The organism is Mycolicibacterium fluoranthenivorans, assembly GCF_011758805.1.
Classification (GTDB): Bacteria; Actinomycetota; Actinomycetes; order Mycobacteriales; family Mycobacteriaceae; genus Mycobacterium; species Mycobacterium fluoranthenivorans.
In genome coordinates this window covers 2,698,993-2,716,467 of the sequence record NZ_JAANOW010000001.1, presented here as the reverse complement: position 1 = coordinate 2,716,467, position 17,475 = coordinate 2,698,993, and the positions used below count along the sequence as shown (strand labels likewise).

The following is a 17,475-nucleotide window of genomic DNA, read 5'->3' as shown; positions in this document are numbered from 1 at the left end:
GTGTGACGTCCGCCGAACCGGCCCAGTTCCGTACCGCGGTCGCAGCAATGAATGCTGCGACGGTGCGGCCGGAAATCGAGCTGGGCCCGATCAGGCCGCCGCAACGGCTGGCCCCCTTCAGCTACGCGCTGGGCGCCGAGGTACGCCACCCTGAGACGACGATCGTTCCCGAGCGTTCCGAGGGTGACGCCTTCGGCAGACTGATCCTGCTGCACGATCCCGAGGGCGCCGAGGCCTGGGACGGCACCATGCGCCTGGTCGCCTATATCCAGGCCGATCTGGACTCCACCGAAGCCGTCGATCCGCTGTTGCCCGAAGTGGCCTGGAGCTGGCTGGTGGACGCCCTGGAGTCGCACGCCGAGGCCGTCACCGCGCTGGGCGGCACCGTCACCGCCACCACGTCGGTGCGTTACGGCGACATCTCCGGCCCGCCGCGGGCCCACCAACTGGAGCTGCGCGCGTCGTGGACCGCCACCAACCTCGAGCTCGGTCCGCACGTGCAGGCGTTCTGTGAGGTTCTCGAGCATGCGGCCGGCCTTCCGCCGGCGGGAGTCACCAGCCTGGGCTCCCGCACCCGCGCCTGATGACCGAGACCGACCCCGAGCCTGACGGCGCCGCCTCTGACAGCGTCGAGCCAGAGGCGATTCCCCTCCTGGCCCCCGCCGAGGGCGTGCCACCGCTGTCGATCTATCCGAGCGATATCGCCCGTGCTGCCGAACGGCTGGCCGGCGGTACCGGCCCGTTCGCCATCGATGCCGAACGGGCGTCGGGTTTCCGTTACTCCAACCGGGCATACCTGGTGCAGATCCGGCGCGCCGGGGCCGGCACCGTTCTGATCGATCCGGTCAACCACGGCGGCGACTCCTTGCAGGTGATGGCCCCGATCGCCCAGGTACTCGGCTCCGACGAGTGGATACTGCACGCGGCCGATCAGGATCTGCCGTGCCTGGCCGAGCTCGGGATGACGCCACCGCGGCTCTACGACACCGAACTCGGCGGCCGGCTGGCCGGCTTCGAGCGGGTGAACCTTGCCGAGGAAGTCCGTCGGCTGCTGGGACTGGGCCTGGTGAAGGGGCACGGCGCGGCCGACTGGTCCAAACGGCCGCTCCCCCAGGAATGGCTGAACTACGCCGCACTAGACGTCGAGGTGCTGGTGGAACTGCGTCACGCAGTCGCCGCGGTACTCGAGGAGCAAGGCAAATCCGACTGGGCTGCACAGGAATTCGAGTACCTGCGCAGTGTCGAGTCGACGCCGACCCGGCGGGACCGGTGGCGCCGCACCTCCGGTATCCACAAGGTCCGCAACCCACGGGCTCTTGCCGCGGTGCGGGAATTGTGGACCACTCGCGATCACATCGCCGCCCGCCGGGATATCGCGCCCGGCCGGATCCTGCCCGACTCGGCGATCATCAGCGCCGCCACCGCCGATCCGGACACCATCGAAAAGCTCACCGCACTACCGATTTTCGGCGGAAGTCGACAGCGGCGCAGCGCGCAGGTCTGGCTGGATGCGCTGGCCCGGGCCCGTCAGGACCCCGATCCGCCGACCGGCACCGAACCCGTCAACGGCCCGCCGCCGACGTCGCGGTGGTCGCGGCGCAAACCCGAGGCCGCCGAGCGACTGGAGAAGGCACGCGCCGGGCTGGCCGAACTGTCCCAACGGGTTTCGGTTCCCGCGGAGAACCTGTTGACTCCGGACACGCTGCGCCGGCTGTGCTGGGACTGGCAGCCGGTGCCCGACGTGGCGACCGCCGTCGACGAGTTCCTGACCCAGGCCGGTGCACGACCTTGGCAGCGCGAACTCACCGGGCCGGTGCTGACGGCAGCGCTCACGATCGACGTGAGCTGAGAGCGCGGCGCTGTCGCTCAGTCGACCTGTTCGGCGACGTGGTCGCCCACCGGGCTGCCCAGCGCCGCCACCCAGCCGGTGATCTGCCGGGCGAGATGCTGATCGGTGAGTCCGATCTCGGTGAGGATCTCCGAGCGCGACGCGTGCTCCAGGAACTCCTGCGGAACCCCGACGTCGCGACATGGAACGTCGATCTCGTTGCGGCGCAACGCAGCCGAGATCAGCGAACCGATCCCGCCGTTGACCCCGTTGTCCTCGAGGGTGACCACGAGTTTATGCGCGGAGGCCAGCGCGTGCAGCGCCGTGGGAACCGGGATCACCCAGCGTGGGTCCACGACCGTGACACCGATGCCTTGCTGCTGCAGACGCTCGGCGACGGCGAGTCCCATCACCGCGAACGAACCGACCGCGACGAGCAGCACGTCGGTTGACAGACCGTCGGCCGGTACCGCCAGCACGTCGACCCCGTCGCGCCGCTCCAGCGCCGGAATATCTTCGCCCACTGCGCCTTTGGGGAACCTGATGGCGGTCGGGCCGTCCTTGACGTCGAGCGCCTCGCCGAACTCCTCGCGCAGCCGGGCCGCGTCACGCGGCGCGGCGACCCGGATACCGGGCACGATGCCCAGCATCGAGAGGTCCCACATACCGTTGTGGCTGGCACCGTCGTTGCCGGTGACACCGGCGCGGTCCAGCACCATGGTGACCGGCAGCTTGTGCAGCGCGACGTCCATCATCAACTGGTCGAACGCCCGGTTCAGGAATGTCGAGTAGATGGCCACCACCGGGTGCATGCCACCCATCGCCAGCCCGGCCGCCGACGTCATCGCATGCTGCTCGGCGATCCCGACGTCGAAGAAGCGGTCCGGGTACTCCTGGCGGAACGCGCTCAGCCCCGTCGGTCCCGGCATGGCCGCGGTGATCGCGACGATATCGCGACGCCGGGCGGCCTTCTTGATGAGTTCGTCGGAGAACACCGCCGTCCAACCGGGCGCCGCCACCGACGTGGGCCGACCGGTGTGCGGGTCGATGACGCCGGTGGCGTGCATCTGTTCGGCTTCGTCGTTCTCGGCGTGCGAATACCCGTTGCCCTTGCGGGTGACGACGTGCACGATCACCGGGGCGTTGAACCCGCGCGCACTGCGCAGGGCGGCCTCGACCGCACGCTCGTCATGCCCGTCGATCGGGCCGACGTACTTCACGCCGAGGTCGGTGAACATCACCTGCGGCGACAGCGCATCCTTGATACCCGCCTTCACGCTGTGCATGCACTGGTAGCAGAGCTCGCCGATCAACGGCACACCGCGCACGGTGTCGCGGCCCTTCTCCAGCAGTTTCTCGTAGCCCGGCTGCAGCCGCAGCGTGGCCAGGTGGTCGGCGAGCCCACCGATGGTCGGTGCGTAGCTGCGTCCGTTGTCGTTGACGACGATGACGATGGGCCGGTTGGCCGCGGCGATGTTGTTGAGCGCCTCCCAGCACATACCGCCGGTGAGCGCCCCGTCGCCGACGACCGCGACCACGTGGCGATTGCGGTGGCCGGTCAGCTCGAAGGCCTTGGCCAGCCCGTCTGCGTAGGACAGTGCGGTGCTGGCATGGCTGGATTCGACCCAGTCGTGCTCACTCTCGGCGCGGGACGGGTAGCCCGACAGGCCACCCTTCATCCGCAGATTCACGAAGTCCGCGCAGCGTCCGGTGAGCATCTTGTGCACGTAGGCCTGATGGCCGGTGTCAAAGATGATGGGATCGTGCGGGGAGTCGAAGACCCGGTGCAGCGCAAGGGTCAGTTCGACCACGCCCAGGTTCGGGCCGAGATGACCGCCGGTTGCAGCAACCTTGTGAATCAGGAATTCACGGATTTCACCGGCCAGGTCGTCGAGCTGCGACTGGGAAAGGTGCTGCAGATCTGCGGGGCCGCGGATCTGTTCAAGCATCCCGCCAGTTTACGCACGCACCACGTGTCAGTCCCGTCGAGCCTGATAGATGTCGGGCACGCCATCGCTGTCCGCGTCGGTGGTTTCCAGCACATGGATCCGCCGGTATACGGCATTGCGACTGACCAGCACGACGGCCGCCAACGCCCCGGCCAGCACAGATCCGGACAGCACCGCGATCTTCACATCGACATCGGCCACGCTGCCGTCTTCGAAGGCCAGCTCACCGATGAGCAGCGACACGGTGAACCCGATCCCGGCCAGCAGCGCGACACCGAGCACATCACGCCAGGCCAGCTCGTCGTCGAGGCTGGCCTTGGTGAATCGGGCCAACAACCATGTGGTGCCGAACACACCTATCGGCTTGCCCACCACCAAACCCGCGATGACACCGAGCGTCACGGGATGTGTCAGCGCATCGGCGAAGCCGTGAAATCCGCCGACGGTGACACCTGCGGCGAAGAACGCGAACACCGGTACCGCCACCCCCGCCGACAGCGGCCTGATCGCGTGCTCGATCGTCTCGGCGGAGGCGTGGCGGCCCAGTGCGGGCACCGTGAACCCGAGCAACACGCCGGCCACCGTCGCGTGCACACCACTGGCGTGCACCAGCGCCCACGCCGCCACGGCCAGCGGGACGAGCAGTGCCGGATGCCGGATGCCTTTTTGGACGGCCAGCCCGAAGAGCGCGATAGGGACCAAGGCCGCGAGCAGAGGCCCGGGCGCCAGGTGGTCGGTGTAGAAGGCGGCGATGACGGTGATCGCCAGAAGGTCGTCGACGACGGCCAAGGTGAGCAGGAAGGTTCGCAGGGCCGTCGGCAGGTGGGTGGACAGCACCGCCAGCACCGCGAGTGCGAACGCGATGTCGGTGGCGATGGGCACCGCCCAGCCGCCGAGGTTCTCCCGGTGGTGCGCGTTGACGGCGATGAAGATGCCCGCCGGGACGATCATGCCGCCGATGGCGGCCGCGATGGGCAGAGCGGCGCGGGCGGGGTCGCGGAGGTCGCCGGCCACGAACTCACGTTTGAGCTCCACTCCCACGACGAAGAAGAAGATGGCCAGCAGGCCGTCGGCCGCCCACGCGCTGACGGACAGATTCAGATGGAGTTTCTCTGGGCCCAGGACGAAGTCCGAGAGCTCTTTGTAATCCGCCACCCATGGCGAGTTGGCCCAGATGAGCGCCGCTCCCGCCGCGATGAGCAGCAAGACGCCACCAACGGTTTCGCTGCGCAGGGTTTCGGTGAGCCGCTTGGTCTCCGGCCAGGAGCTGCGGGTGAACAGTCGGCGCGTGATCATCTCGTTCCTCGGTCAGCAGAAAGCGACGCCGACCAGACTTCCCGGCACACCCGGCACCAAGGCTATCGTGCGCACCGCCACCTCGCCGTGTCCGACCGCGGCCGACGATGCGCGAGCCGGCGCCGGCACTTGTCACAGAGCCGAGGTAGTATCGCACATATGTTCGAACAGTCGGCAGTCGACCCGCACGCCCGCGAGGCAGCCTTGCGGGACCGCATCGCCGAGCTCGAACGGCAGAAATCGGCCGCGGCGGCCGAGCAAGCCCGCCTGAGCGTGGCGTGGGAGAAACTGCGCCGGACCGCCGAGGCCACGGCCGGCGTGCCCGCGTCCAAACGCGGTCGGGGTCTCGGCACCGAGATCGCGCTCGCCCGCCGCGAGTCCCCGAACCAGGGGTCCAAACTGCTCGGGTTGGCCAAGGCGTTGGTCCATGAAATGCCCCACACCTTGGCGCTGCTGACGGCGGGGCTGCTCTCGGAGTGGCGCGCCACGCTGATCGTGCGGGAATCGGCCTGCCTGACCGTCGAAGACCGCCGCCGGCTGGACAACGAACTGTGCGCCGACCCGAACGCTCTGGAGGGCTTCGGGGACGCTCGAATCACCGCCGAAGCCAAGAAGATCGCCTACCGACTCGACCCGCAGGCCGTGGTCGACCACGCCGCGAAAGCCCCCAGGGACCGCTACGTCTCCGTCCGTCCCGCGCCGGAGGGCATGGCCTTCGTGACGGCGTGTGTGCCGATGCCACAAGGCGTCGCCGTGTGCGCCACCCTCGACAAGGCCGTCAAGACCAACACCGATGACCGCACCCGCGGGCAGGTCATGGCCGACACCCTGGTCGAACGGGTCACCGGGCGGCCCGCCGAAGAGCCCGTCCCCGTGACCGTGAATGTGGTGCTCTCCGACGACACCTTGGTCGACGGCGGCAACCACGCAGCCACTGTGGAGGGTTACGGACCGGTCCCGGCCGATGTGGCACGCTCGCTGATCACCGACAGCCTCGACAACGACGGCGAGGTCGCCCTGCGCCGCCTGTACGCCGGCCCGGCCGGCGGCGCGCTGGTCGCCATGGAGTCGAAGTCGCGCACCTTCCCGAAGGCGTTGGCCCAGTTCATCCGGTTCCGCGATGACACGTGCCGCACCCCGTACTGCAACGCCCCCATCCGGCACATCGACCACGCTCACCCAGCCCGTCGGGGCGGACCGACCACTGCCGTCAACGGCGAGGGCCTGTGCGAACACTGCAATTACGTCAAAGAACAATCCGGCTGGGCGGTCCGCGTGGTTCCCGGCGAATCCGGCCGGCATACCGCCGAGTACACCACCCCCACCGGTGCGGTCTACCGGTCCACCGCGCCACCGATCGCCGGCGGTATGCGGGTACTGACCCGCGACATCCACCTTGTCATGCCACGCAGGGCGGCATGACTCAGCGGTTCAGTACCGCCACGCACTCCACGTGATGTGTCAACGGAAACGCGTCGAACACCCGCAGCTGCTCCACGGTGTAGCCGTGCCCCAGGTACTCCCCCACATCGCGGGCGAATGATGCTGCCTCACAACCGATGTGGATCACCCGCGGCACCCCGGCGATCAGGTCGATGATCTCCCGGCCGGCACCTGTCCGGGGTGGGTCGAGCACCGCGACATCCGCGCTGTCACGCCGCCCGGTCAGCGCCCGGCGCACGGAGTCGGTCACCACCGACACCCACGGCATATCGGCCAGCGCGGTCCGGGCCGCACGTGCCGAGCCGCGCGAGGTGTCGACCGTCAGCACCTGCCCGGTCTCACCCACTTCGGTCGCCAGCGCCGCCGCGAAAACCCCTGCGCCGCCATACAGATCCCACGCCGTCATGCCGGGCTCCAGCCGCGCGGCATCACGGATCAACGCGCTGTAGACCTCAGGTGCATCGCGATGCGCCTGCCAGAACGCCGTCACCGGCACATGCCATTCGCGGTCCCCGATCCGCTGCAGCGCCTCGTACTGTCCCTCGACCACCTGAGTCTGCTTGGCCGGCCCCGTCTGAACGATGTGGCGCACACCGTCGTCGTCGACCGCGATGTGCAGCTGCGCACCCGGTGGCCAGCGCGCACCGTCCACACCGTCCACCAGCCCCGGCGCAAGCTGGCCGCAGTTCAGTTCGGGATACAGCTCGGTGCTGTGGTAGCGGTGAAACCCGGCGTGCCCGGATGCGGAGACGTCGAGACGGACCCGCGTGCGCCAACCGGTGGAGCCCACCGCGCCGACCTGCTCGGCCGCCCCCGACCATTCGTAGCCGCCCAGTCGGCCCAACTGATTGGCCACCACCTCACCCTTGATCCGGCGAGCGGCCTCCGGCGCGGCGAAGGCCAGGTCACAACATCCCGCACCATCCACGCCGGCGATCGGACACAGTTCCTCGACACGGTCAGGTGATGCTTCCAGTACCTCGACAACGTCTGCGTGCCAATAGGATCCGCGTTCGGCACGGACCCGTACCCGGACGGTTTCACCGGGCAGCGCGTACCGCACGAACACCACTCGGCCGTCGTGGCGCGCCACGCAGCTACCACCGTTGGCCGCAGGCCCCGTGGTCAGGGTCAGCGCGGTTGTCGACTCGCTCAATCCAGGAATCCTCTGCGCGCATCACCGGGCGCGGACTGCGGCGCCAGCTTCTTGAGCCGTTCCGACGAGCTCAGCTGCCACGGCACCGAGGTCACCATCACGTTGGGTTCGAACAACAGCCGGCCCTTCAGGCGCAGGGCGCTCTGGTTGTGCAGCACCTGTTCCCACCAATGCCCCACCACATACTCAGGGATGAACACCGTCACCACCGTCCGTGGCGACTCCTTGGTGACCCGCTTGACGTAATCGAGTACCGGCCTGGTGATTTCCCGGTAAGGCGACGCGATCACCTTCAGCGGGACGGTGACATCGCTGTCCTCCCATTCGTGCACCAGCTGCCGTGTCTCGGCGTCGTCCACGCTCACGGTGATGGCTTCCAGCACGTCCGGGCGGGTGGCGCGCGCGTATGCCAGCGCACGCCGGGTCGGCAGATGCAGCTTGGACACCAGCACGACGGCGTGGTTGCGGCTTGGCAGCACGATGTCACCCTCGGACTCCTCCTGAGCCACCAACTCACGGGCCACCGTGTCGTAGTGCTTGTGGATGAGCTTCATGATGACGAACAGGGAGGACATCGCCAGGATCGCAATCCAGGCGCCGGCAAGGAATTTCGTGATGACGACGATGATCAGCACGGTGCCCGTGCACACCAGACCGATGGCGTTGATCACCCGGGACCGCATCATGTGCCTGCGCACCGCCGAATCGGTCTCGATGCGCAGCAGTCTGGTCCAGTGCTTGACCATGCCGATCTGGCTCAGGGTGAACGAGACGAACACCCCGACGATGTAGAGCTGGATCAGCGCCGTCACCTCGGCGCGGAACGCGACGACGAAGGCGATGGCCGCGAACGCCAGGAACAGGATGCCGTTCGAGAACGCCAGCCGGTCACCGCGGGTGTGCAGCTGCCGCGGGAGATAGCGGTCCTGGGCCAGGATCGAGCCCAGTACCGGGAACCCGTTGAACGCGGTGTTGGCGGCCAGCACCAAGATCAGCGCCGTGACACCGGCGATGGCGTACAGGCCGATCGGGAAATCGTGGAACACGGCGTCGGCCAGCTGCGCCACCAACGTCTTCTGGTGATACCCCGGCGGTGCCCCGATGAGCTGATCGGAGCTCTCGGCCATCTTCGCGCCGGTCTTCTTGGCCAGCACGATGATGCCGAGGAACAGCGTCGTGGCGATGCCGCCGAGCAGCAGCAGAGTGGTCGCCGCGTTGCGCGACTTGGGTTTCTGGAACGCGGGCACGCCGTTGCTGATGGCCTCCACGCCGGTCAGCGCCGCACATCCCGAGGAGAACGCACGGGCCACCAGGAACACCATCGCCACCCCGAGCACGTCGCCGTGCTCGGAATGCACATCGAAGCCGGCCGACTCGGCGCGCAGTTCATGGCCCAACACAAAGATCTGGATGAACCCCCAGGCCAGCATGAGGTACATGCCGATCATGAACGCGTAGGTGGGAATGGCGAAGGCGGTACCGGATTCGCGGATACCGCGCAGGTTGAGCGAGGCCAGGATCAAGATGGCGGCCACCGCGAACAGCACCTTGTGCTGGGCGATGAACGGTACCGCCGACCCGATGTTCGACATCGCCGAGGCCATCGACACCGCCACCGTGAGGACGTAGTCGACCAGCAGCGCGCTGGCCACCGTCAGTCCCGCGGTGCCGCCCAGGTTGGTGGTGACCACCTCGTAGTCACCACCGCCGGACGGGTAGGCGTGCACGTTCTGCCGGTAACTGGCGATCACGACCATCATCACGGCGGCGACGGCCAACCCGATCCACGGCGCCATGGTGTAGGCGCTCAGCCCGGCCACTGACAGCACCAGGAAGATCTCCTCGGGTGCGTAAGCGACCGACGACAGCGCATCGGAGGCGAACACGGGCAGCGCGATCCGCTTCGGCAGTAGCGTGTGCGCGAGCTTGTCGCTACGGAACGGCCTTCCGAGGACCAGCCGTCGCGCGGCGGTCGAGAGCTTGGACACGAGTGCCAAGACTAAGCCCACCGGCGATTGGCTGTAGCGTTCCGGGTGCGCAGGGTTGAATGGACTGTGGATGAAACGCTGTTCCTGGCAGACGGCCGAGAGGACCCAGGGTGCGGGTAGTGGTGATGGGATGCGGCCGAGTGGGCGCATCGTTGGCCGACGGGTTGTCCCGAATCGGCCATGAGGTAGCTGTGATCGACCGTGACAGCACGGCCTTCAACCGGCTCAGCCCCGAGTTCACCGGGGAGCGCGTGCTCGGAATGGGTTTCGACCGGGATGTGCTGCTGCGGGCAGGTATCGAGGAGGCCGGCGCGTTCGCCGCGGTGTCCTCGGGCGACAACTCCAACATCATCTCGGCACGGGTGGCCAGGGAGACGTTCCGGGTGGAGCGCGTGGTGGCCCGCATCTACGACGCCAAGCGCGCCGCGGTCTACGAGCGCCTCGGCATCCCCACGGTGGCGACGGTGCCGTGGACCACTGACCGGCTGCTCAACGTGCTGACCCGCGAAACCGAGACCACCAAGTGGCGCGACCCGTCCGGCAACGTCGGCGTGGCAGAACTGCCGCTGCACGAGGAGTGGGCGGGCCGGCCGATCACCGCCCTGGAGACCGCCACCGGCGGCCGCGTCGCCTTCCTGCTCCGGCTGGGGACGGGACTGCTCCCGGACGCCAAAACCGTCATCCAGGCCGGCGACCACGTGTTCTTGGCCGCGATCTCCGGCCATATCGCCGAAGCCATGGCCATCTCCGCACTGCCGCCGAGCGAGGACGAGAACTGATGAAGGTAGCCATCGCCGGTGCCGGCGCCGTCGGCCGCTCCATCGCCCGCGAGCTCGTCGAGAGCCACGACGTCACCCTGCTGGAACGTGATCCTCAACACATCGACGTCGACGCCATCCCCGCCGCGCAGTGGCGGCTCGGCGATGCCTGCGAACTGAGCCTGCTGGAATCGGTGAAGCTCGAGGAGTTCGACGTCGTGATCGCCGCGACCGGCGACGACAAGGCCAACGTCGTGCTGAGCCTGCTGGCCAAGACCGAGTTCGCGGTACCGCGGGTGGTGGCCCGGGTCAACGACCCCCGCAACGAGTGGCTGTTCGACGACAACTGGGGCGTCGACGTCGCGGTGTCCACGCCACGGATGCTCGCCTCACTGGTCGAAGAGGCGGTCGCCGTGGGTGATCTGGTGCGGCTGATGAGTTTCCGCACGGGACAGGCGAATCTGGTCGAGATCACCCTGCCCGACGACACCCCGTGGGGCGGCAAGGCCGTCAAACGCCTCCAATTGCCGCGTGACGCCTCTCTGGTGACGATTCTGCGCGGCTCGCGAGTGATCGTCCCGGAGAGCGACGAACCGCTTGAGGGCGGCGATGAACTGATCTTCGTGGCGGTCGCCGAAGTCGAGACCGAATTGCGCGAGCTGCTGTTGCGTCCCGAGCGGGCTTAGCTTTCCGCCGGCTCACTCTGTGCGGCGTGCTGCGCGTGCACGGCACGCTGGGCGAACCGGATGGCGAAGTACGTGACCACCGCGGCGACTCCCGTCAGCGGCCATCCCATGGCGATGCGGGCCACGCCGAGCCAGCCGGTCTGATCCGAGTCGTACAGGTGGTGCTGCACCGCGAAGCGTGCGGCGAACACCGCCACCCATACCAGGGTGGCGATGTCGAAAGCGAGTACGGCGCGGCGCACTTCGCGCCAGCCCCGCCCGTGGTCGTTGATCCAGCCCCACACGTAACCGACGATCGGTCGCCGGATCAGCACCGACAGGCCGAACACTGCGGCCCACACCAGCGATGACCAGATTCCCAGCAGGAAATAGCCTTTCGAGGCGCCCACCAGGTAGGCGATCAGCGCGCTGATTCCCACGCCCATGAAACCGGACACCGCGGGCTGCAGCGATTCCCGACGAACAAGCCGCCAGACGAGAACGAGGGCCGCCACGCCGAGTGCGGCGAAGATGGCGGGCATGAGGCCCGCTGTGGTCGATACCGGGACGAAGACGACCACCGGGAGCGACGAGTAGATCAGGCCGCTGATGCCGCCCATTTGGTCGAGAACCGCGCGTGCATTGTTCCGTTCTGTCCCCTGGTCGGGGTGGGTCACTTCTGAATCTCGTAGTGCGGGTTATAGATCGCCTTGGCGCCGTTCTCCAGCGTGCCGAGGCGGCCGTGCACCCGCAGGGTGAGGCCGGATTCGATACCGGGGATACGGCGCTGCCCCAGCCAGACCAGCATCACCGAATCGGTGCCGTCGAAGAGTTCGGCGCGGACGCCGCTGCCACAACCCTTCGCGTTGGTCTCGACACAACGCAGGGTGCCGACCATCGTGACTTCCTGACCGCGATGACAGTCGATTGCGCGCTGCGCGCCGGTGCTCGCCGCCTCGCCACTGAGCTCTTCGACGTCGAGCTGCTCCGGGTCTTCTGTGAGCCGCCGAGTGAGCCGGCGCAGATACCCTTCGGCCGTAGCCATGGCCTCTCCCTTGCCGCAAATCCGTCGTGGATTTACTTCCTGACTGTCGCCACGGTAGACCTCTTGGGTCCGAATCGCCACGTCGCGTCGGGCGCGTCGCACCGATGGGTGCACCATCATGTGGTGGCAGTGAATTTGCGTGGGGTGACGACGGTCCTGCTGGCCGGTACCGGGTCCGACGACGACTATGTGTACCGGGCGTTTTCGGGTGCATTGCACGAGGTCGGCGCGGTGCTGGTGACCCCACCGCCGCAACCCGAACAGCTCATCGCGGGCTACCTGGCCGCGTTGGACGAGGCGGCGCGTGGTGACGAACGCAACATTATCGCCGTCGGTGGCGTGTCGATCGGCGCGGCCGTCGCGACGTCCTGGGCCCTCGCCCATCCGGCGCATACCGTCGCGGTGCTGGTCGCCCTGCCGGCGTGGACCGGACCGCCCGACGGTGCGCCGGCGGCCTTGTCGGCCCGGCACACCGCACAACTGCTGCGCACCGACGGGCTGGCCGCAACGGTGGCCACGATGCGCGCCTCCAGCCCGTCATGGCTGGGAGAGGAACTCACCCGGTCCTGGCTGGCGCAGTGGCCGGCACTGCCCGACGCGATGGACGCGGCGGCCGGACACGTCTCGCCCACCAGCGCGGAACTGGCCACTCTGCCGGTCCCGATGGGCGTGGCCGCAGCGACCGACGATCCGATCCACCCGGTCGACGTGGCCCTGGAATGGGTGGCCGCGGCGCCGCACGCCGCGCTGCGCACGGTCACCCTGCACGAGATGGGCACCGACCCGGGCGCACTGGGCGCGGCGTGTGTCGGTGCCCTCCTGGATCTCTAGCCGCCGGTGATGGTGCTGCGCAGCTGCTGCATCGCCGACATCGCGGTGCGCCGGGCATCCGGCGAGGGCGGTGCCGGTTCCTCGGCCTGCGCCTGTGCCTGTGCCTGTGCCTGTGCTGCGCGCAGCTGTTCGGCCATCGGGTCCGGCAGCTGCACGGTCAGCGGGGTGCGCACCGGCAGCGGTGTGTCGCCGCGCCGGACCACGGTATCCGCCAACGCTTCCCGGGCCTCGACCGCAAGTGCGTCGATGGTGTCGGGCGAGCCGTTGACCACGCACCGGATCATCCACCGGTAGCCGTCGATACCGATGAAACGCACCACGCCGGTGCCCTGACCCTGTGGAGCCGCGGTGACGCCGACGACCTCACGGCCCCAGCGGCCGTCCTCGATCCGCACCTTCGCACCGTCCTTGCGCAGCGAATCGGCCAGCTCGCCGGCAACCTCACGCCAGAGCCCGGCCGACTTCGGCGCCGCGTACGCCGCAATGGTGAACCGGCCACTGGGGGTGACCACCCACACCGAGCTGGGTACCCCCTGCTCGGTCAGCTCGACCTGTACCTGCCCGGCCTCGGGCATCGGGATCAGCACGGAGCCGAGGTCCAGGCGGGCCACCGTGGCCACCTCGGGATCGTCGAAGTCCTCGATATCGAACGGGCCGTCGAAATCTTCGTCGTTATCTGCCATCACAAACTCGCATGTCCGCCGGAGGAACCGTGGCCACCAGCGCCACGGGAAGTGTCAGCCAGCCCGGCCTCGTCGAACGACGACACCTCGACCAGCTCGGGAAGTTCGACCCGTTGCACCAGCAGTTGGGCGATGCGGTCACCGCGCTTGATCGCTATCGGCTGGTCAGGGTCGAGATTGATGAGCGCCACCTTGATCTCGCCGCGGTACCCGGCATCGACGGTGCCGGGACTGTTCACGATCGAAAGCCCCACGCGCGTAGCCAAACCCGAACGCGGATGCACCAATCCGACCATCCCGTGCGGAATGGCGACGGCGATCCCGGTCGGCACGAGGGCACGGTGACCGGGTGCCAGATCCACGTCGACAGCACTGAACAGGTCCACGCCTGCGTCGCCGTCGTGGGCCCGGCAGGGCATCGGTAGCTCGCGGTCCAGACGCACGACCGCCAAAGTGGCTGACACGACGGCTTACTCTACAACCGCGGCGATTACTCTTGGGCACGTGTCGGACACGCGCGCAGCCACCCAATCGGTCCGTTATCGGGAACGGCTCCGGGTGCCGTGGTGGTTCTGGCCGCCGGCCCTGGGCCTGGCGGCCCTGATCGCCACCGAGGTCAACATGGGCGTCGCCGCCCTCCCCGATTGGGTGCCGTTCGCGGTCCTGCTGCCGGTGGCCGCCGCCACGCTGCTCTGGATGGGCCGCTGGGAGGTCCGGGTCGTCGACGGCGTCGACGGCCGGACCGAAGCCGAATTGTGGGCCGGCCCGGCGCACTTGCCGGTGGGTGTCATCGCCCGGTCGGCGGAGGTGCCCAAGTCGGCGAAATCGGCGGCCCTTGGTCGCCAGCTCGACCCCGCCGCCTACGTCCTGCACCGGGCCTGGGTAGGGCCCATGGTTCTGGTCGTCCTCGATGATCCGGACGACCCCACCCCGTACTGGTTGGTGAGCTGCCGGCACCCGGACCGGGTGCTGGCAGCCCTTCGCTCGTAGTTCAGGCCGCGCAATCGGTGCAGATCATCACGCCGTTCTTCTCGCTCGCGAGACGGCTGCGGTGATGCACCAGGAAGCAGCTCGAGCAGGTGAACTCGTCGGCCTGCTTCGGCACGACACGCACCGACAGCTCTTCGCCCGACAGATCCGCGCCGGGCAGTTCGAACGATTCCGCGGACTCGGATTCATCGACGTCAACGACCGCCGATTGAGCCTCGTTACGCCGCGCTTTGAGCTCCTCAAGCGAATCCTCGGACACGTCATCGGTCTCTGAACGCCGCGGAGCGTCGTAGTCGGTAGCCATCTCATCCCCTCCGTTACCTTGCAGCAGAGCTTTGTACCAGCGTCGAACGCCTACACCAAATGATTCGTGCCCCGAATCCGCTCAGAACGGGTGTGATTTATATCACATCCCAAATCCCCAGGTAGGGGATGGTGCCGGTCTGTGCCCTTAAGGTGCAGGGGTGGTCGCTCTCATCACCGACGGCACGGCGTTCGACAAGCACGGTCGCCCGTTCCGCAGACGGAACCATATTCCCGTCCTGAGTTTGTTCCTGGCGCTGGCAATAGCGACCGGCGTGGTGTGGGTGATCGCCCTGAACCGGCCGACCGACGTCCACGAAGCCGTCGTCTGCAACGCTCCCCCGGCGGCCACCGACCCGAATCAGCCGAAACTGGGCCAGCAGGTCTCGCGCGAGACCATGACCGAGGTGGTGCCGGCCAAGCTCGCCGACACCAAGACCAAGGTGCTCAACGCCAGCGGCCAGGGCGGTCAGGCCGCCGAGGTGTCCAGCGCCCTGCGTGATCTGGGCTTCGCCCAGCCGACCGCGTCCAACGACCCCATCTACGCCGGCACCCGGCTGGAGTGCCAGGGCCAGATCCGGTTCGGCCCGGCCGGCCGGGCGGCCGCCGCGGCGGTCTGGCTGGTGGCGCCGTGCACGGAGCTGTTCCAGGACCAGCGCACCGACGACTCCGTCGACCTGGCGATCGGCACCGAGTTCGGCGAGCTGAGCCACAACGACGATACCGACGCGATGCTGGCCAGCTTGCGCCCGGACGCCACCCAGCCGCCCGATCCGGCGCTGCTGCGCACCATCCACGGCGCCGCCTGCTGAGCTAGCGGGCGCCCAGGGTCCGCAGGGCGTCACCGAGCGCGGTGGCCACCCCAGGGGCGGCCGCGCACAGCAGATCCGGGTCCGGCAAGCCGACGACGGCACCGGCTTCGGTCGCGATGAGGACCCCGGCCGCCCAGTCCCAGACATGCACGTCGTCCTCGTAGTAGGCGTCCAACTGCCCGGCCGCCACCATGCACAGATCCAGCGCACACGAGCCGATCCTGCGGATGTCACGTACGTCCGGCAGCAAGCCGGCAAGCACCTGCGCCTGCCGGGCCCGGCGCCGCGACTCGTAGGAGAAACCGGTACCGACCAGCGCGAGCGACAGGTCGTCGATAGCGTTGCAACTCAACACCGTTGACCGACCGTGGCGCGTCACGGTGGCGCCGTGCCCGAGTGCTGCCGAGTACAGCTCTCCGGTCGGCACATTGGCGACCGCGCCCGCGACGGACCGGCCGTCGACCTGGACCCCGACCGACACGGCGTAATCGGCGATCCCGTAGACGAAATTCACCGTGCCGTCGATGGGGTCGATCACCCAGACCGGACGACCCGGTACGACGTCCGTGGCACCGCCCTCCTCCTCACCGAGGACCTGATCGCCCGGCCGCAGCACCGCGAGCCGGTCGCGGATCATCCGCTCGGTCTCGGTGTCCACCACGGTGACCGGATCGGTCGGCGTGCTCTTGGTCCGGACCGGACCGTCAGGGCCGGGAGTGCCGGCGTCGTCTCCGAACACCTCATCGCGGCGGCGCACCACGAAAGCAGCGGCCTCGGTGGCCAATTGCTCGGCCACGGCGCGCAAAGTCAGCGGATCACAGTTGTTGGTTTCCACTCGACCATCGCAACACAGCACGTCTCGGGGCACTAATGTGTGTGGCGCGTCGCACCCGCCGGACCTTGTACGAGGAGCGTTCTATGACCGCCACCGAACCGCCCGCCGCCGAAGCCGGTAGCAGCACCCCACGCCGCGGATTCGGCGTCGACGTGGGCGGCAGCGGGATCAAGGGCGGCATCGTCGACCTGGACACCGGCGCCCTCATCGGCGATCGCGTGAAGGTCCTGACGCCGCAGCCCTCCACCCCGGAGGCCGTGGCCAAGACGGTGGCCACCGTGGTCCGCGAATTCGGCTGGACCGGCCCGCTCGGTGTCACCTACCCGGGTGTGGTGACCGACGGGATCGTGCGCACCGCGGCCAACGTGGACAAGGGCTGGATCGGCGCCAACGCCGCCGAGATCATCGGCAACGAATTGGGCGGGCAGGTCGTGACGGTGCTCAACGACGCCGACGCGGCCGGAATCGCCGAGGCCCGGTTCGGCGCCGGCAAGGACAAGACCGGGGTGATCGTGCTGCTGACGTTCGGGACCGGGATCGGTTCGGCGGTGATTCACAACGGCGTGCTGCTGCCCAACACCGAGTTCGGCCACCTGGAAGTCGGCGGCAAGGAGGCCGAACACCGGGCCGCGTCCTCGGTGAAGGAACGCAAGGAATGGAGCTACGAGCGCTGGACCGAAGAGGTCACCAAGGTGCTCGTGGCCATCGAGAATGCGATCTGGCCGGACCTGTTCATCGCAGGTGGAGGCATCAGCCGCAAGGCCGACAAATGGATCCCGCTGCTGAAGAACCGCACCCCGGTGGTGGCCGCGACCCTGCTCAACGAGGCGGGCATCGTCGGCGCCGCGCTGGCCGCCGACACGGCGCACGGCACCGCCTGACGCGACGCGCGC

At 68.3% G+C, this 17,475-nt stretch carries 19 protein-coding genes; 9 read left to right on the top strand and 10 right to left on the bottom strand.

What is annotated here, in order from left to right:
* The first annotated feature begins 47 nt into the window (after positions 1 to 47).
* Positions 48 to 584, top strand: coding sequence for a DUF3000 domain-containing protein (locus FHU31_RS13125; protein WP_208410941.1), 537 nt, complete (start codon positions 48 to 50; stop codon positions 582 to 584).
* Entirely contained in the window at positions 584 to 1,849 is a 1,266-nt protein-coding gene (locus FHU31_RS13120) for an HRDC domain-containing protein (protein ID WP_167158872.1), read from the top strand. The genes FHU31_RS13125 and FHU31_RS13120 overlap by 1 nt, the downstream gene beginning before the upstream one ends.
* Positions 1,850 to 1,866: 17 nt before the next feature.
* Here the strand turns inward: FHU31_RS13120 and dxs are convergent, their stop codons facing one another.
* The gene (gene dxs, locus FHU31_RS13115; RefSeq protein WP_167158870.1) at positions 1,867 to 3,777 is read right to left on the bottom strand and encodes a 1-deoxy-D-xylulose-5-phosphate synthase; all 1,911 of its coding nucleotides are present in this window, start codon (positions 3,775 to 3,777) and stop codon (positions 1,867 to 1,869) included.
* Positions 3,778 to 3,804: 27 nt separating this feature from the next.
* On the bottom strand, positions 3,805 to 5,073 hold the full coding sequence (gene nhaA / locus FHU31_RS13110; protein ID WP_167158869.1) for a Na+/H+ antiporter NhaA: 1,269 nt from the start codon (positions 5,071 to 5,073) through the stop codon (positions 3,805 to 3,807).
* Positions 5,074 to 5,232: 159 nt separating this feature from the next.
* On the opposite strand from nhaA, the gene FHU31_RS13105 reads away from it, so the two are divergent.
* Positions 5,233 to 6,495 carry an HNH endonuclease gene (locus tag FHU31_RS13105; RefSeq protein ID WP_167158867.1) on the top strand — a complete coding sequence of 421 codons (1,263 nt, stop codon included), beginning with the start codon at positions 5,233 to 5,235 and terminating at the stop codon, positions 6,493 to 6,495.
* A gap of 1 nt (position 6,496) precedes the next feature.
* Here the strand turns inward: FHU31_RS13105 and FHU31_RS13100 are convergent, their stop codons facing one another.
* Both FHU31_RS13100 and FHU31_RS13095 read right to left on the bottom strand, forming a co-directional pair.
* Positions 6,497 to 7,672, bottom strand: a complete 1,176-nt coding sequence (locus FHU31_RS13100) for a class I SAM-dependent RNA methyltransferase (protein ID WP_234901191.1) — start codon at positions 7,670 to 7,672, stop codon at positions 6,497 to 6,499.
* Positions 7,669 to 9,660, bottom strand: coding sequence for an APC family permease (locus FHU31_RS13095; RefSeq protein ID WP_167158865.1), 1,992 nt, complete (start codon positions 9,658 to 9,660; stop codon positions 7,669 to 7,671). Before FHU31_RS13095 ends, FHU31_RS13100 begins: the two co-directional genes overlap by 4 nt.
* A gap of 110 nt (positions 9,661 to 9,770) precedes the next feature.
* Between FHU31_RS13095 and FHU31_RS13090 the strand changes: the two genes are divergently transcribed.
* Entirely contained in the window at positions 9,771 to 10,439 is a 669-nt protein-coding gene (locus FHU31_RS13090) for a potassium channel family protein (RefSeq protein ID WP_090356464.1), read from the top strand.
* Positions 10,439 to 11,104 (top strand): potassium channel family protein, encoded by a 666-nt coding sequence (locus tag FHU31_RS13085; RefSeq protein WP_090356466.1) that lies wholly within the window; start codon positions 10,439 to 10,441, stop codon positions 11,102 to 11,104. The genes FHU31_RS13090 and FHU31_RS13085 overlap by 1 nt, the downstream gene beginning before the upstream one ends.
* Here the strand turns inward: FHU31_RS13085 and FHU31_RS13080 are convergent.
* A complete protein-coding gene (locus FHU31_RS13080) occupies positions 11,101 to 11,703 on the bottom strand; it encodes a DUF3159 domain-containing protein (protein WP_167158863.1) in 603 nt (200 codons plus the stop codon). The two genes, FHU31_RS13085 and FHU31_RS13080, sit on opposite strands and share 4 nt — an antisense overlap.
* Positions 11,704 to 11,756: 53 nt before the next feature.
* On the bottom strand, positions 11,757 to 12,128 hold the full coding sequence (locus FHU31_RS13075) for an OB-fold nucleic acid binding domain-containing protein (RefSeq protein ID WP_090356470.1): 372 nt from the start codon (positions 12,126 to 12,128) through the stop codon (positions 11,757 to 11,759).
* A 123-nt stretch (positions 12,129 to 12,251) separates the two neighbouring features.
* On the opposite strand from FHU31_RS13075, the gene FHU31_RS13070 reads away from it, so the two are divergent.
* Complete coding sequence (locus tag FHU31_RS13070; RefSeq protein WP_167158861.1) at positions 12,252 to 12,959, top strand: alpha/beta hydrolase; 708 nt, start codon at positions 12,252 to 12,254, stop codon at positions 12,957 to 12,959.
* Here the strand turns inward: FHU31_RS13070 and FHU31_RS13065 are convergent.
* Both FHU31_RS13065 and dut read right to left on the bottom strand, forming a co-directional pair.
* The gene (locus FHU31_RS13065; RefSeq protein WP_167158860.1) at positions 12,956 to 13,642 is read right to left on the bottom strand and encodes a DUF3710 domain-containing protein; all 687 of its coding nucleotides are present in this window, start codon (positions 13,640 to 13,642) and stop codon (positions 12,956 to 12,958) included. The genes FHU31_RS13070 and FHU31_RS13065 overlap by 4 nt on opposite strands.
* The gene (gene dut / locus FHU31_RS13060) at positions 13,642 to 14,106 is read right to left on the bottom strand and encodes a dUTP diphosphatase (RefSeq protein ID WP_167158858.1); all 465 of its coding nucleotides are present in this window, start codon (positions 14,104 to 14,106) and stop codon (positions 13,642 to 13,644) included. Before dut ends, FHU31_RS13065 begins: the two co-directional genes overlap by 1 nt.
* Positions 14,107 to 14,146: 40 nt before the next feature.
* Here dut and FHU31_RS13055 point away from each other — a divergent pair, with 40 nt between their 5' ends.
* A complete protein-coding gene (locus FHU31_RS13055) occupies positions 14,147 to 14,632 on the top strand; it encodes a DUF3093 domain-containing protein (RefSeq protein WP_167158856.1) in 486 nt (161 codons plus the stop codon).
* Between the two features lies 1 nt (position 14,633).
* Here FHU31_RS13055 and FHU31_RS13050 read toward each other — a convergent pair whose 3' ends face one another.
* The gene (locus FHU31_RS13050; protein WP_090356478.1) at positions 14,634 to 14,936 is read right to left on the bottom strand and encodes a DUF4193 domain-containing protein; all 303 of its coding nucleotides are present in this window, start codon (positions 14,934 to 14,936) and stop codon (positions 14,634 to 14,636) included.
* 160 nt (positions 14,937 to 15,096) lie between these two features.
* On the opposite strand from FHU31_RS13050, the gene cei reads away from it, so the two are divergent.
* Positions 15,097 to 15,747, top strand: coding sequence for an envelope integrity protein Cei (gene cei / locus FHU31_RS13045; RefSeq protein ID WP_167158854.1), 651 nt, complete (start codon positions 15,097 to 15,099; stop codon positions 15,745 to 15,747).
* 1 nt (position 15,748) lies between these two features.
* Here the strand turns inward: cei and FHU31_RS13040 are convergent, their stop codons facing one another.
* Entirely contained in the window at positions 15,749 to 16,582 is an 834-nt protein-coding gene (locus FHU31_RS13040; protein ID WP_167158852.1) for an inositol monophosphatase family protein, read from the bottom strand.
* A gap of 83 nt (positions 16,583 to 16,665) precedes the next feature.
* Here FHU31_RS13040 and ppgK point away from each other — a divergent pair, with 83 nt between their 5' ends.
* On the top strand, positions 16,666 to 17,463 hold the full coding sequence (ppgK, locus tag FHU31_RS13035; RefSeq protein WP_167158850.1) for a polyphosphate--glucose phosphotransferase: 798 nt from the start codon (positions 16,666 to 16,668) through the stop codon (positions 17,461 to 17,463).
* Positions 17,464 to 17,475: the final 12 nt, after the last annotated feature.

What these genes read in the sequence shown, in the direction of transcription:
- FHU31_RS13125 (WP_208410941.1), top strand. Translation starts at nt 48, where the DNA reads ATGAATGCTGCGACGGTGCGGCCGGAAATCGAGCTGGGCCCGATCAGG.
- FHU31_RS13120 (WP_167158872.1), top strand. Translation starts at nt 584, where the DNA reads ATGACCGAGACCGACCCCGAGCCTGACGGCGCCGCCTCTGACAGCGTC.
- dxs (WP_167158870.1), bottom strand. Translation starts at nt 3,777, where the DNA reads ATGCTTGAACAGATCCGCGGCCCCGCAGATCTGCAGCACCTTTCCCAG.
- nhaA (WP_167158869.1), bottom strand. Translation starts at nt 5,073, where the DNA reads ATGATCACGCGCCGACTGTTCACCCGCAGCTCCTGGCCGGAGACCAAG.
- FHU31_RS13105 (WP_167158867.1), top strand. Translation starts at nt 5,233, where the DNA reads ATGTTCGAACAGTCGGCAGTCGACCCGCACGCCCGCGAGGCAGCCTTG.
- FHU31_RS13085 (WP_090356466.1), top strand. Translation starts at nt 10,439, where the DNA reads ATGAAGGTAGCCATCGCCGGTGCCGGCGCCGTCGGCCGCTCCATCGCC.
- FHU31_RS13080 (WP_167158863.1), bottom strand. Translation starts at nt 11,703, where the DNA reads ATGGGCGGCATCAGCGGCCTGATCTACTCGTCGCTCCCGGTGGTCGTC.
- FHU31_RS13075 (WP_090356470.1), bottom strand. Translation starts at nt 12,128, where the DNA reads ATGGCTACGGCCGAAGGGTATCTGCGCCGGCTCACTCGGCGGCTCACA.
- FHU31_RS13065 (WP_167158860.1), bottom strand. Translation starts at nt 13,642, where the DNA reads ATGGCAGATAACGACGAAGATTTCGACGGCCCGTTCGATATCGAGGAC.
- FHU31_RS13050 (WP_090356478.1), bottom strand. Translation starts at nt 14,936, where the DNA reads ATGGCTACCGACTACGACGCTCCGCGGCGTTCAGAGACCGATGACGTG.
- ppgK (WP_167158850.1), top strand. Translation starts at nt 16,666, where the DNA reads ATGACCGCCACCGAACCGCCCGCCGCCGAAGCCGGTAGCAGCACCCCA.